Annotated in this window: 11 protein-coding genes and 1 pseudogene; 9 read left to right on the plus strand and 3 right to left on the minus strand. The window is 44.6% G+C overall.

What is annotated here, in order from left to right; genetic code table 11:
- Nucleotides 1-31 precede the first annotated feature (31 nt).
- The 9 genes and pseudogenes from ACYPWY_RS08750 (at nucleotide 32) to ACYPWY_RS08790 (ending at nucleotide 9,174) form a co-directional block, all read left to right on the plus strand.
- Nucleotides 32-235, plus strand: coding sequence for a hypothetical protein (locus ACYPWY_RS08750; RefSeq protein ID WP_459685146.1), 204 nt, complete (start codon nucleotides 32-34; stop codon nucleotides 233-235).
- A gap of 97 nt (nucleotides 236-332) precedes the next feature.
- Nucleotides 333-779 (plus strand): arginine repressor, encoded by a 447-nt coding sequence (locus ACYPWY_RS08755; protein WP_459685147.1) that lies wholly within the window; start codon nucleotides 333-335, stop codon nucleotides 777-779.
- A gap of 22 nt (nucleotides 780-801) precedes the next feature.
- Nucleotides 802-1,395, plus strand: coding sequence for a GNAT family N-acetyltransferase (locus ACYPWY_RS08760; protein ID WP_459685148.1), 594 nt, complete (start codon nucleotides 802-804; stop codon nucleotides 1,393-1,395).
- The gene (gene argG / locus ACYPWY_RS08765; protein ID WP_459685149.1) at nucleotides 1,392-2,591 is read left to right on the plus strand and encodes an argininosuccinate synthase; all 1,200 of its coding nucleotides are present in this window, start codon (nucleotides 1,392-1,394) and stop codon (nucleotides 2,589-2,591) included. Before ACYPWY_RS08760 ends, argG begins: the two co-directional genes overlap by 4 nt.
- Before the next feature lie 180 nt (nucleotides 2,592-2,771).
- Nucleotides 2,772-3,740 (plus strand): N-acetyl-gamma-glutamyl-phosphate reductase, encoded by a 969-nt coding sequence (gene argC, locus ACYPWY_RS08770; RefSeq protein WP_459685150.1) that lies wholly within the window; start codon nucleotides 2,772-2,774, stop codon nucleotides 3,738-3,740.
- A 147-nt stretch (nucleotides 3,741-3,887) separates the two neighbouring features.
- Nucleotides 3,888-5,009: an aspartate aminotransferase family protein gene (locus tag ACYPWY_RS08775; RefSeq protein ID WP_459685151.1), complete on the plus strand. Its 1,122-nt coding sequence runs from the start codon at nucleotides 3,888-3,890 to the stop codon at nucleotides 5,007-5,009.
- A 238-nt stretch (nucleotides 5,010-5,247) separates the two neighbouring features.
- Nucleotides 5,248-6,702 (plus strand): annotated as a pseudogene (locus ACYPWY_RS08780) (LptF/LptG family permease); the annotation flags it as partial.
- 23 nt (nucleotides 6,703-6,725) lie between these two features.
- The gene (locus tag ACYPWY_RS08785; RefSeq protein WP_459685152.1) at nucleotides 6,726-7,943 is read left to right on the plus strand and encodes a bifunctional 3,4-dihydroxy-2-butanone-4-phosphate synthase/GTP cyclohydrolase II; all 1,218 of its coding nucleotides are present in this window, start codon (nucleotides 6,726-6,728) and stop codon (nucleotides 7,941-7,943) included.
- 37 nt (nucleotides 7,944-7,980) lie between these two features.
- The gene (locus tag ACYPWY_RS08790) at nucleotides 7,981-9,174 is read left to right on the plus strand and encodes a pyridoxal phosphate-dependent aminotransferase (RefSeq protein ID WP_459685153.1); all 1,194 of its coding nucleotides are present in this window, start codon (nucleotides 7,981-7,983) and stop codon (nucleotides 9,172-9,174) included.
- Nucleotides 9,175-9,446: 272 nt separating this feature from the next.
- Here ACYPWY_RS08790 and ACYPWY_RS08795 read toward each other — a convergent pair whose 3' ends face one another.
- The 3 genes from ACYPWY_RS08795 to ACYPWY_RS08805 form a co-directional block, all read right to left on the minus strand.
- On the minus strand, nucleotides 9,447-9,860 hold the full coding sequence (locus ACYPWY_RS08795; RefSeq protein ID WP_459685154.1) for a DUF2752 domain-containing protein: 414 nt from the start codon (nucleotides 9,858-9,860) through the stop codon (nucleotides 9,447-9,449).
- A 6-nt stretch (nucleotides 9,861-9,866) separates the two neighbouring features.
- A complete protein-coding gene (gldG, locus tag ACYPWY_RS08800; RefSeq protein WP_459685155.1) occupies nucleotides 9,867-12,266 on the minus strand; it encodes a gliding motility-associated ABC transporter substrate-binding protein GldG in 2,400 nt (799 codons plus the stop codon).
- Nucleotides 12,267-12,604: 338 nt separating this feature from the next.
- Nucleotides 12,605-13,156 (minus strand): 30S ribosomal protein S16, encoded by a 552-nt coding sequence (locus tag ACYPWY_RS08805; RefSeq protein ID WP_459685156.1) that lies wholly within the window; start codon nucleotides 13,154-13,156, stop codon nucleotides 12,605-12,607.
- Nucleotides 13,157-13,540 lie beyond the last annotated feature (384 nt).

A 13,540-nucleotide genomic window follows, 5' to 3' on the forward strand; every position in this document is an offset into this window, starting at 1 on the left:
ATTTTTCCTTCCCCCCGCACATGGCAAACGCATGAAAAAATTTAGTACTACTGTTACGGATGAGATTCCTCCCTTTGGTCGGAATGAATCGCCCATTGGTGGTTTAAGGGATGAGGAAGTGGCGGCTTCGCCGCCACTTCCTCATCCCCTCTCCCAAAAAGGAGACTGTCATTCCGACCAAAGGGAGGAATCTCCTGCTCATATCAGTAACTTTACCGAAAGGCATAAGCAGTAAAATTTTTCATGGTTTGCCCTGCATTTTCTACCAAATAATGCATATATATACAGAAAAATAATTATTTTTGCATCCGATTTGTATATTTATACATTATATGAGTAAAAAAGACAGGCATATTGCTATCGAAGAAATCGTTTCGACACAGGAAGTCGAAAGTCAGGAAATGCTTTTGAACTTGCTTCTTGATAGAGGTTTTGAGCTGACACAGGCCACCTTATCGAGGGACGTCAAAGAGTTGAAGATAGTGAAAATGCCGACAGCACTAGGAAAATATGTTTACCAATCGACCGGAAATCAACAAACTGAACCCTCGCAACTATCTTCGCACGGTTTTTTGGGAATTGAATTTTCGGGTAATTTGGCCGTTGTGAAAACTCGTCCCGGATATGCTATGGGCATTGCCGCCGAAATTGACGAAAAAATATCGCGGGAAATTATAGGAACTGTGGCCGGAGACGACACCATATTATTGATTATACGGGAGAATGTCGGACAAGAAGAGGTAAGGAGGGCTTTGGCTCAATTTATAAAACATCAATGAATAATTAGAACACTATATAATAATGGAAGATAACATCAAAGTTTTGACTGCCGGCGAGGAACACATAAAATACGTTCCAACCATTTTAGACACAATTGAAGCCGCAGCAAAAGTACGTGGAACCGGAATTGCTAAAAGAACGCCGGAATATGTGGAACAAAAAATGCGCGAAGGAAAATCCATCATCGCCCTCTCGGGTGATGAGTTTGCCGGATTTTGCTATATCGAATCGTGGGGGAACAAGCAATATGTTGCCAATTCGGGCTTGATAGTTGTGGAAAAATTCAGGGCGCACGGCTTGGCCAGACGCATCAAGCAAATGGCTTTTGCCCTTGCCCGCACCATGTATCCCGAAGCAAAAGTTTTCGGGTTGACATCGGGCGCTGCCGTTATGAAAATCAATACCGGACTGGGATATGTGCCTGTAACATTTGCCCAATTGACCGATGATGAGGCTTTTTGGAGAGGCTGCCAGGGTTGCGTGAATTATGACATACTGACCCGTACCAGTCGCAAACACTGCATTTGTACGGCCATGCTTTTCGACCCGCAAGCACACGACGACCAGCCGGAAATAAAAGAGTTGATAAAACAATTAAAAAAAGATATACAATGAAAAAGAAAGTAGTTCTGGCATTCAGCGGAGGATTGGATACCTCGTTCTGCGCCAAATATTTATCCGAAGAAAAGGGATACGATGTTTACACAGCCATCGCCAACACAGGTGGTTTTTCGAAAGAAGAACTGAAAATAGTGGAAGAAAAAGCCTACAAATTGGGAGCGGTAAAACATGCCACACTCGACATCACCCAGGAGTATTACGAAAAAAGTATCAAATACATGATTTTCGGCAATGTTCTCCGCAATGGCACCTATCCTGTTTCCGTCAGCTCCGAACGTATTTTTCAGGCCATCGCCATTATTAACTATGCCAAAGAAATTGGAGCGGATGCCGTTGCGCATGGCAGTACCGGAGCCGGAAACGACCAAGTACGCTTCGATCTCACCTTTGATGTATTGGCGCCCGGCATCGAAATCATCACCCCTACCCGCGATATGCTCCTTACCCGCGAATATGAAATAGATTACCTGAAAAAGCACGGGTATGTTGCCGATTTCACCAAAATGGCCTATTCCATCAATAAAGGTCTGTGGGGAACAAGCATCGGGGGAAAAGAGACCTTGAAATCGAACCAAACCTTGCCCGAAGAAGCTTATCCTTCGCAACTGACAAAAAACGGCGCCGAAGAACTGAGCATTGATTTTGAAAAAGGAGAAATTGCCGCCGTCAATGGCAAAAAATATGCGAATAAAGTGGAAGCAATCAACAAAATAGAGGAAATTGCCTCTGCGTACGCCATCGGTCGCGATATGCACATCGGCGATACAATTATCGGTATAAAAGGTCGCGTGGGTTTTGAGGCTGCCGCTCCTCTCGTGATTATCAACGCGCATAAAATGCTGGAAAAGCATACCCTGACCAAATGGCAACAGTATTGGAAAGAACAACTGGGCAACTGGTACGGCATGTTTCTGCACGAAGCCTTGTACCTCGACCCGGTAATGCGCGACACCGAAGCGTTTCTGCAAAATTCGCAGGAAAACGTAACCGGTCGTGTGATTGTCAAGCTATTGCCCTACCATTATGTACTGGTCGGCGTGGAAAGCGATTACGACCTGATGAAAGCCGACTTTGGAGAATATGGCGAAGTAAACAAAGCCTGGACATCGGACGATGCCAAAGGTTTCACCAAAATATACTCCATTCCAACGAAGATATTCCATAGTGTGCAGAAAAAAAACGGGAAATAATTTTTTAACCACGGAGTTGCACGGAGGGGTTGTGTAAATAGCCTGTCATCCCGTGCTTGACACGGGATCTCCTAACGGATGCTCAAATATTATGCCTTTGTTAGGAGATTGCGGGTCGAAGCCCGCAATGACAACTTTGTAACTCCGTGGTTAATTTTTAAAAAAACAAAAGAAAACAATATGATAAAAATAGGAATAATAGGAGGCGCCGGATATACTGCCGGCGAATTGATACGCATATTGCTCAATCATCCGCAGGCCGAATTGGTATTTGTGAACAGCAGCAGCAATGCCGGTAATAAACTGTACGACGTGCACGAGGGCTTGTTTGGCGATACCGACATGAGCTTTACCGACCAACTGCCCTACGATAAAATCGACGTCTTGTTTTTCTGTACGGCGCATGGCGATACGAAGAAGTTTTTGGAGGAGAACACCGTTCCCGTCAACCTGAAAATCATTGATTTGTCCACCGATTACAGGCAGGCATCGCCCTATCATAACTTTGTTTATGGTCTGCCCGAACTGAATAAAGAGCTGATACAAAAGGCTTCGCGAATAGCCAATCCGGGTTGTTTTGCTACGGCTATTCAATTGGCCTTGCTGCCTTTGGCAAATGCCCAGTTGCTGAACACGGAGATACATGTAAATGCCACCACCGGCTCGACAGGCGCAGGCGTAAAACCCTCGGCGACCTCCCATTTCAGTTGGCGCGAGAACAACCTATCCGTATATAAAGCTTTTGAGCATCAGCATCTTAGCGAGATACGGCAATCGCTGACAAACTTGCAGGCTTGGTTTCAGGAAGAAATCAATTTTATACCTGTGCGCGGTAATTTCACCCGGGGGATATTTGCCAGCATTTACCTCAATTTTGAAAAAACGGCAGAAGAAGCCATCAAATTGTACGAAGATTTTTATGCCGAAGACCCATTTACAAATGTGTCGGCCAAGAATATTGACCTGAAACAGGTGGTAAACACCAATAAATGTGTACTTCATCTCGAAAAGCACGGCAATAAATTGCTTATCCTCTCCTGCATCGACAACCTCCTGAAAGGAGCATCGGGGCAAGCCGTACAAAACATGAACCTCATGTTCGGCTTGGACGAAACCACCGGATTGGGGCTGAAAGCGAGCGGGTTTTGATAAAGAAATAAATGACATTGAATGATTCATAGAATAAATGTCCCGTTAGGGACAGAATGTTGGTAGAAAAAGACGTTCCTTTAAATCCAATGTGCCGTTAGGTACATAATGTAGAAAACAATAATAATTATATAAACAATAAACCAAATGAAACCATTCAACGTATATCCATTATTCGATATAAATATCGTAAAGGCAAAGGGTTGCCATGTTTACGATGACAAGGGCAATGAGTACCTCGATTTGTATGGCGGTCATGCCGTTATATCGGTTGGCCATGCCCACCCTTATTATGTGGCGAAAGTAACTGAACAGCTGAACAATATCGCTTTCTACTCCAACTCGGTAGTGAATAAATTGCAGGTTGAGTTAGCCGAAAAACTGGGTGAACAATGCGGTTACGCCGATTATTCGCTATTCCTTGTCAACTCGGGGGCCGAAGCCAATGAGAATGCCTTGAAGCTGGCGTCTTTCCACAATCAGCGGAAGAAAGTACTGTCATTCAAAAAATCGTTTCACGGACGCACATCGGCAGCGGTGAAAGTAACCGACAGTCCCGCCTATCAAGCGCCGGTGAATAACGGATTGGAGGTTGTTTTTGTCCCCTTCAACGACATTGACACCGTTAAGCAGGAACTGGAGAAAGAAGATTTTTCATCCGTCATCATCGAAGGAATACAGGGCGTAGGCGGCATTCAGATACCCGACGACGAGTTTATGAAACAACTCCGCGAAATATGCACCCAAACCGGTACTGTTCTCATCCTCGACGAAATACAGTCGGGCTATGGTCGTAGCGGTAAATTCTTTGCTCACCAATATGCCGGTATCCAGGCCGATATTGTAACTGTGGCCAAAGGAATCGGCAATGGTTTTCCCATGTCGGGCGTATTGATAAGTCCCCTGTTCAAAGCTATTTACGGGCAATTGGGAACTACCTTTGGCGGCAATCACCTGGCCTGCGCCGCTGCCATAGCCGTACTCGACATTATGAAAGCCGAAAAGCTGGTAGAGAATGCTCAAAAAGCAGGCAATTACCTGATGACGGAACTAAAAAAACTGCCCCAAATAAAAGAAGTCCGTGGACGAGGCCTGATGATAGGAATGGAATTTGAGACGCCCATAAAAGAAATGCGCACCAAGCTCTTGTTTGAAGAAAAAGTGTTTACGGGAGCAAGCGGCACAAACGTATTCAGGCTGCTGCCCCCGCTTTGCCTGACCTTGGAGCAAGCCGATGTTTTTTTGCAGAAGTTTAGGAAAATATGCTGATGTGCTAATGTGCTGATGTGAATAATGTGCCAATTAGCGCGAAGCGATAATAAACTGAGTGTCATTGCGGGCTCCGACCCGCAATCTCCAAATATTATTCACATTAGCATATCAGCACATTAGCATATCAGCACATTAGCATATCAGCACATCAGCACATTATTCTCATTTGCTAATTTGCTAATTGACTAATTATTTTTGCTACCTTTGCAGGCGTACAATACAGTTTAGGGAATTAATGCTACGAATCAAGCGTTTATATCTATATATTTTGCAAGAATTTATGCCAATGTTTTTCATGACATTTGCTATATGCTTGTTCATATTATTGATGCAATTCTTGTGGAAATATGTAGAAGACCTTGTGGGGAAAGGCCTCGATTTGCTGGTGTTTGCCGAGTTGTTTATGTATGCCACTTTGAGCCTCATACCCATGGCTTTACCCTTGGCAATACTGCTGGCATCGCTGATGACATTCGGTAATTTGGGCGAGCGGGTTGAATTAACCGCTACAAAAGCCGCCGGAATTTCGTTGCTCCGAACCATGCGGCCACTCATTGTTGTCATCGGATTTGTGTGTATCGGCGCGTTCTTTTTTCAGAATGAGGCCATGCCTAAAATCAATGTTAAGATTACAACATTGATGCGGTCGATAAAAATGAAATCGCCCGAGTTGGATATTCCAGAGGGAACATTTTACAACGAAATTGAGAATTTCAACCTGTTTGTAAAGAAAAAAAATAAAGAAACAGGAACATTATACGGCGTAATTATTTACGATACATCCGAAGGATTTGACAGAACACGGATTATCCTCTGCGATTCGGCCAACCTGAAGATGTCGGCCAATAAAGACTATCTGCTGCTAACCCTGCTTTACGGACAGCAATTTGCCAACTTCGATAAACAGGGAAATAGCATGACTACCGTAAGCAGTAGTCCCGGGTCGAATAGTTTTGTGCCGTATAGCAGGGAGAATTTTCAGAAGAAGGAAATAATTATTCCTTTCGATGCCAATTTTAATCGGATGAACGAATCGACCTTGCAGGGTACGCAATTGGCCAAAAACATAAAAGAATTGCAAACCTCGATAGATTCGTTGGCAATTATTGTAGATAGTTTAAATGTAGTGGACAGAGATGTAGCTTTGAATCAGACACACAGGATGGCAGCAGTGAGTAGAGACACCACCCGGCAACAACCCCTTACAGGAACAATAGACCTGGATTCGTTGTTGAATACATTACCGACTCAGTCGAAGATGGATGTTTATGCCAATGCCGCCGCCATAGCCGAGATGAATAGAAGCGACCTGTTGTACCGCTCGATGACGAAGTTGAACATCAATAGCGAAATACGGAATCATAAAGTAGAATGGCACAAAAAGTTTACCCTTTCGTTTGCCTGTCTGATCTTCTTTTTCATAGGGGCGCCATTGGGGGCTATCATCCGAAAAGGCGGATTGGGGGTGCCGGTGGTTGTATCGGTCATCTTGTTCATTATCTATTATATATTCGATAATGTAGGACGAAAAATGGCGCGGGATGGCGTGTGGGACGCATGGGAAGGCATCTGGTTGAGTTCCTTTATCCTGTTCCCGCTAGGGGTTTTCCTGACCTACAAAGCCATGAAAGACTCGGCGCTGTTGAATATGGATGCCTACCGGAACAACCTGATTATTTTATATAAGAAATTACTTAATCTTTCGCAGATTATATGGAAAAAATAACACTAAATACTATCGACGAAGCGATAGACGAAATAAAAAAAGGCAACTTCGTGGTAGTTGTCGATGACGAAGACCGGGAAAATGAAGGAGACCTGATTATTGCGGCGGAAGCAATTACTGCCGAAAAAATAAACTTCATGGAAACACAGGCACGGGGGCTGATATGCGTTCCGCTTACTGCCGAAAGGTGCGACGAGCTGGAGTTGCCCATGATGGTTAGCAACAATACATCCACTCATGCCACGCCGTTCACGGTATCCGTTGACTTGCTTGGCGGAGGCTGCACCACCGGCATATCGGCCAGCGACAGAGCAAAAACAATTCAGGCATTAACCCGCCCCGATACCAAACCCGAAGACCTTGGACGACCCGGGCACATATCGCCGTTAAGGGCGAAAAACAAAGGCGTTTTAAGTCGCATCGGGCATACCGAAGCTGCGGTGGATTTGGCCAAATTAGCCGGATTTTATCCGGCAGGCGTTTTGATTGAAATAAAGAAAGAAGACGGCGAAATGGCGCGCCTTCCCGAACTCAGGAAATTTGCCGATACACACAATCTGAAACTTATATCGGTTGCCGGTTTGGTGAAATACCGCCTCGAGAGAGAATCGTTAATAGAAAAGGGTGTGAAAGTAAATATGCCGACACAATATGGTGATTTTAAACTCATTCCGTTTCGCCAAAAATCGAACGGATTGGAGCATATTGCCTTAATCAAGGGCGAATGGGGAAAGGACGAACCAATTCTTGTGCGTGTGCATTCGTCGTGTGCCACCGGAGACACTTTCGGGTCGAAACGCTGCGAATGTGGCGATCAGCTGCACAAATCAATGGAAATGGTTCAGAACGAGGGGAAAGGCGTAATCGTTTATCTAAACCAGGAAGGACGCGGCATAGGACTGATGGCCAAAATGGAAGCCTACAAATTGCAGGAAGAAGGTCTTGACACAGTGGATGCCAATTTACACCTCGGTTTTGGCGCAGACGAACGCAATTATGGCGTGGGAGCAGCCATCCTCCGCGAATTGGGCGTAACGCAGATGCGACTGATGACCAACAATCCGGTAAAACGCATCGGGCTGGAATCGTTTGGACTGGAAGTAGTTGAAAACGTTCCTATCGAAATAGAACCCAATCCCTTTAACCTCTTTTACATGAAGACCAAAAAGGAACGCATGGGGCACACCCTGCACAATATCAAATAAAATAATAACTCGAAACCAAGATTAAATCTAAAATAAAATGTTACAAGCTTCTTCTCGTATAGCAAATCTTTCGGCATCGGAAACACTGGCGATGTCTCAGAAAAGCGCTGAACTCAAGGCGCAAGGTATTGATGTAATCAATTTAAGCGTTGGAGAACCGGACTTCAACACGCCACAACACATCAAGGATGCGGCAAAAAAAGCCATTGACGATAATTTTTCGTTTTATACACCCGTCCCCGGTTATTTGTCTTTACGAAAAGCTATTTGCAATAAGTTACTGAAAGAAAACAACTTAAATTACGAACCCGATCAAATTGTTTGCTCCAATGGCGCCAAGCAATCGGTATGTAATGTCGTTTTAGCAGTTGTTAACCCAGGCGACGAAGTGATTATACCGGCGCCCTATTGGGTTAGTTATGTCGAAATGGTTAAACTGGCCGAAGGAAAAAGCGTTATTGTTTCGGCAGGAATCGATCAAAACTTCAAAATAACTCCGGCACAGTTGGAGAAAGCCATTACGGCAAAAACAAAAGCAATCATTCTGTGTTCGCCCTCCAACCCCACCGGAAGCGTGTATTCAAAAGAAGAATTGAAAGCTTTGGCTGAAGTATTGGAGAAACATCCGCAAGTGATTGTTATAGCCGATGAAATTTACGAGCATATAAACTATATGGGGCAACACGAAAGCATTGCCCAGTTTGAAAATATCAGAGACAGGGTGGTCATTATCAATGGCGTATCGAAAGGCTATGCCATGACAGGATGGCGTTTGGGCTGGATTGCCGCTCCCAAGTGGATAGCAGCAGCGTGCAACAAATTGCAAAGCCAATACAGCTCGGGGCCTTCCTCTATTGCGCAAAAAGCGGCCGAAGCCGGTTATTCAGGCGATCAGGCGTGTGTGGAAGAGATGCGGAAAGCCTTTGAACGCCGCCGTAACCTGGTGGTTGGGCTGGCCAAAGAAATAGCAGGATTTAAACTAAGCGAACCGCAAGGCGCATTTTATATCTTCCCCGATTGCAGTTACTATCTGGGAAAATCGTACGAAAACAACAAAATCAGCACATCAGCCGATTTGGCCATGTATTTGCTGGATGTAGCGCACGTAGCATCCGTAGGAGGAGTTGCATTCGGCGCACCCGAATGCATCCGCTTTTCGTACGCCACATCAGACGAAAATCTGGTCGAAGCCATGAAGCGCATCAAAGAGGCGTTGGGGAAGTTGAAATAATGGGAAAAATGAGAATAATGTGCCAATGAGAATAATGTAGGGTCGCGGCGTGCCGCGACCTTATTTTTTGCATGGGTTCGTAGGGGCGTATGGCATACGCCCGCTGCCACGAATGGGTTGCGACGAATATATAATTTGCGTTGATTGTTTGGAGATTGCGGGTCGGAGCCAGCAATGACAGAAATAAAAAAGGACAACGCACGCATTGTCCCTACATTATTCACATTAGTCTTATTGGCACATTATTCTCATTATTCCCATTAGTCTTATTATCACCGTGGCGGCGAAAGATAAATAAACGGCTCAAGCGGTATGTTCCGGAGAATGAAGAATGAAATTATAGCGATCAAAGCCAATCTGGCGCACAGCGATGAATAGAAGAAACCATTCAGGTGGGTGTCTTTCTTCAATCCGTAATACGCCACCAGTATGTAGTACATATACAAAAGCGCCGGTAAACCCAACACAAACAGGGCATTATACCTCAAAGCATTCAACAAATGGCCATGCAGCAAATAATGCACCGCCCGTTGACCGCCGCAACCCGGACATTGAAAGCCCGTTAAGGCATGAAACCCGCATTGTATGCTGAATGACGATCGGTCTCCGGTATAATGCGCATAATAGAAATAAGCTATCACAAGCGGCACAATTACAGCAAGGGATATAACTATATATTTCCTCATAACACATTATTTTTCATATTTACGCTTCCTGTAAAAGCTATATCCACCGGTAACAAGCAACACAAACACAAGCGGAAGCCCAGTATTCAGGAGGCTGTAAAAAGTACGCTCCGAATAGATTAACTGCTTGTTTATCAGCCTTATCTGTTGCTGCTTTGTACGCAGCGATAGCCATTCGTCATCGTGTGCCAGCCAATTCACGGCATTTACAATAAAATCGCGGTTGCCGTACTGCCTGTCCGAAACACGGTCGTAGCCCATTGGCAAAACCTGCGAACCGCTAAGCTCATTCTTAATTACATCGGAGGAGGACGCCACCACCATTTTAGTCGGCTGACTGCTTGATGCAGGCAATCTTCCGTCCATCACCACACTATCGGGGATAAGGCGGTTGGTGAATGCCGAATTAAACCGGCCTTGCAAAGAAACAGCCACCGGAAGGAATGACTGGTTAAAGTAACTAGCATCCGCATGAATAGCCGAAACATCAAACGTTATACTTTCGGGTATATCTACAACATGTGTACGGGGCGAGGTGGTCAACAGGATAGTTGCATCGACCGGTGTAGAGCGATTTATCAAATCAATAGAGCTTGCAAAAACGGCTTTTACGACAGATATATCTTTTGTTACCGGGTTGTTAATCGAAGGAAGCAATAATGTAGAATAGTACCAAGGGACTTCGGTGTATTGACCGGCATCCGGCTCTCCCGAAGCAAGTACCACCGATGTACATTGCATATCCTGAAGCAGCACGGGATTGATACGAACGCCGTAGTTGAACAGTAAATCATCCAGATTTGCTTCGTTTTTCATGCTGGGAGTTGAGGAGTTCTGCCGGAGTTCGTCCCACGAAAGATAAACGCCGTCAATCAACCAAAGGATTCTTCCGCCCGCCATCAGGTACTGGTCCAAGATAAATTTTTCCTGTTCGTTGAACTGATCGGTCGCTCCCGCTATGATAACCACCTTAAAATCATCGAGTATCGAAATATTACGACCTATTTGTCCACGGTTAACAAAAAAATACTTCGAGAGCAGTTCCTCCGCATCATACACATGGGGGCGGGGCCATTCGCCGTGTCCTTCGATAAAAGCAACGGAAACCGGTTCCTTTTCCCGAAGCAGCCGTATAGCGTCAATAAACTCAAATTCAAGGTTTTCGATGGAGGCATTTAGGTTCTCTTCCGCCGAATAGCCCCCAATATTCTTGAGCAAGTTTATTTGCAAAGTATCCTCGCCACAATACGCTTGAGCATAGGGATAAATTATTTTCCGGCTGGTTTTTCCTTCCCTGTCCGTTTCGTTCAGGACGATTCCCTTCATGTTTTGTTGGGCCATCGTAGAATAAACCGCCTCCTGACTGTTCCCCAAAGAATAGGGATTAACAAACCCGAAAGTGATGCGATTGTCGCTGTATCCGTTGAAATCGGTCAGCATATCTTTTATCGCATCCTGCAACCGCCTGAAACTTAAATTCATATCGCCATCCAAATAAACGTCAAAGTGCACAGGGGCTTTTTCGGGGGCTGCCTGTCTCAAGAGTTGCTTGGAATAGTTGCTGAGCGTATAGCGTTTATCGGAAGTGAAATCGAAACGGAAATCGGGAAGAAAGAGGCAAATTAAATTGAGGACTACAAAAAACGCCAGGGTCGCGCCAAAGTGCTTCTTTGTTCGTTTATTCTTATGGCTCAAAACAAACAGGCTAAGCGCGACGAAAACGACTATGTAATTAAACAAGGCCAGCAAATCGCCAAACCGTATCACACCCTTATGCATCAGCTCGTTATGACTCGAAAGTCCCATTGAAGAGAGCAGCAATTCCATTTTGCCCGAAGCGAAAAACGAAGCAAAAAGCTCGAAGCCATAAAAAGCCACAAAATTAAGGCCAATAGCTATCAGAAATGCAATTACCTGATTATTAGTCAATGAGGATGCAAACAAACCGATGTTTACAAATACCAGTCCGAGGAGCAATAACGCGATGTAGGAAGCTATAATTTCGTGCATATCCATGTTTCCGGCAGGAAGGCTCAGGGAATAAACCGAAAAAACGTAAACAAGCGTAGCAATCGCAGCCAGAAGAACAATCGCCCACAAAGCAATTAATTTACTGAAATAGAGCGAAATAATACTCACCGGACGGGATTTGAACGCCTCCCAGTTTTTGTCTTTCTTTTCTTCGGCAAACGCACGCATCGTCAGCGAAGGAATAATTATCAAAAGCAAAATGGAGGCCAACTGAAAAAACGGCTCCAGATTGGCATAGCCGTTATCAAGGATATTAAAACTTCCCGCAAAGTACCAGTTCATCAATCCGGCGGCAAGCAAAAACGCCAGCAGAAAAGAAATAGCTACCGGAGAGCATAGCAACAAGGTCAATTCTTTTTTTACAAGTATCTTCATATCTCGAAATAATAATGCAAAGTAAAGAATAATATGCCAATGTGCCAAGCCTCCCCACCCCCCGTAGGGGGGATGACAACTATTCAGCACAGAATACACAAACCATAGGAACGCAAATTACGCGGATTACGCAAATTTTAGCAATTTATATATTCTTTAAAATCAGTCAATTCATAAAATTATTTGCGATAATTCGCGTAATCCGCGTAATTTGCGTTCTACTATTTACCCCCACATTTCCGATAGCTTCCTTAAATCCCCCCTACGGGGGGCGGGGGGGCTAAAAAAGAGCGGCTTGGATGTCCAAACCGCTCTTTTTATGCTGTGAAAATTTCAAATTATTCAGCGCTTTCTTCTTTCGGAGCTTCTTCGGTTGCCACTTCGGCAGCGGCGGGTTCTTCCGCAACAGCTTCGGCTTCAACAACAGCCACTTCGGATTTCTTTTTGGCAATAGCTTCGGCTTTCGCTTTGTTTACTGCTTTTTCGGCTTCGAGACGTGTTTTGGCGTCGATAACAGCTTTCGATGCATTTTTGTTTTTGTCTGCATCTATTGCTTTTTCTTTATCCGCTTTCCATGCTTGGAATTTGGTTTCGGCTTCTTCTGCTGTGAATGCGCCTTTAGTAACCCCACCCAACAAGTGTTTCTTCAAAAGAACGCCTTCGTGCGAAAGGATGTTGCGAGTGGTGTCGGTTGGTTGAGCGCCAACTTGCAGCCAATACAAAGCCCTGTCGAAGTCTAATGTTACTGTTGCAGGATTGGTATTCGGGTTATACGAACCAATCTTTTCAATAAACTTTCCATCGCGTGGAGCCCTGCTGTCGGCAATAATAATTTGATAAAAAGCATAATCTTTATGCCCTCTTCTTTGTAAACGGATTTTTGTAGCCATTTTTTTTCTTGTTAATTTTCAATTAATGCATAATTAGTCATTAGCGGCTGCAAAGATAAGCATAAGTTTTGGTTATGCAAGAAACCGATAAGAATAATGTGAATAATGTAGGGTCGTGGCGTGCCGCGACCATATTTTTTGTGGGGTTCGTAGGGTCGTATGGCATACGCCCGCTGCCGCGAACGGGTATAATTTGCGCCATGCTCAGGAGATTGGCTAAGGCCGATTTACGCTCCGCTCCAATTGCGGGTCGGAGCCTGCAATGACACACGTGAGGGCGCGATTAATCGCGCCCCTACATTATTCACATTGGCACATTATTCTCATTAATCTCACTATTCTAATTATTTAATACCATTTTAACAGGAAATTAATACACATGTA

Source organism: Viscerimonas tarda (assembly GCF_054601255.1).

Bases quoted from the DNA above. Each gene is read 5' to 3' on its own strand.
- argG (WP_459685149.1), top strand. From the start codon at position 1,392: ATGAAAAAGAAAGTAGTTCTGGCATTCAGCGGAGGATTGGATACCTCG.
- ACYPWY_RS08790 (WP_459685153.1), top strand. From the start codon at position 7,981: ATGTTACAAGCTTCTTCTCGTATAGCAAATCTTTCGGCATCGGAAACA.
- ACYPWY_RS08785 (WP_459685152.1), top strand. From the start codon at position 6,726: ATGGAAAAAATAACACTAAATACTATCGACGAAGCGATAGACGAAATA.
- ACYPWY_RS08795 (WP_459685154.1), bottom strand. From the start codon at position 9,860: ATGAGGAAATATATAGTTATATCCCTTGCTGTAATTGTGCCGCTTGTG.
- gldG (WP_459685155.1), bottom strand. From the start codon at position 12,266: ATGAAGATACTTGTAAAAAAAGAATTGACCTTGTTGCTATGCTCTCCG.
- argC (WP_459685150.1), top strand. From the start codon at position 2,772: ATGATAAAAATAGGAATAATAGGAGGCGCCGGATATACTGCCGGCGAA.
- ACYPWY_RS08760 (WP_459685148.1), top strand. From the start codon at position 802: ATGGAAGATAACATCAAAGTTTTGACTGCCGGCGAGGAACACATAAAA.
- ACYPWY_RS08750 (WP_459685146.1), top strand. From the start codon at position 32: ATGAAAAAATTTAGTACTACTGTTACGGATGAGATTCCTCCCTTTGGT.
- ACYPWY_RS08775 (WP_459685151.1), top strand. From the start codon at position 3,888: ATGAAACCATTCAACGTATATCCATTATTCGATATAAATATCGTAAAG.
- ACYPWY_RS08805 (WP_459685156.1), bottom strand. From the start codon at position 13,156: ATGGCTACAAAAATCCGTTTACAAAGAAGAGGGCATAAAGATTATGCT.
- ACYPWY_RS08755 (WP_459685147.1), top strand. From the start codon at position 333: ATGAGTAAAAAAGACAGGCATATTGCTATCGAAGAAATCGTTTCGACA.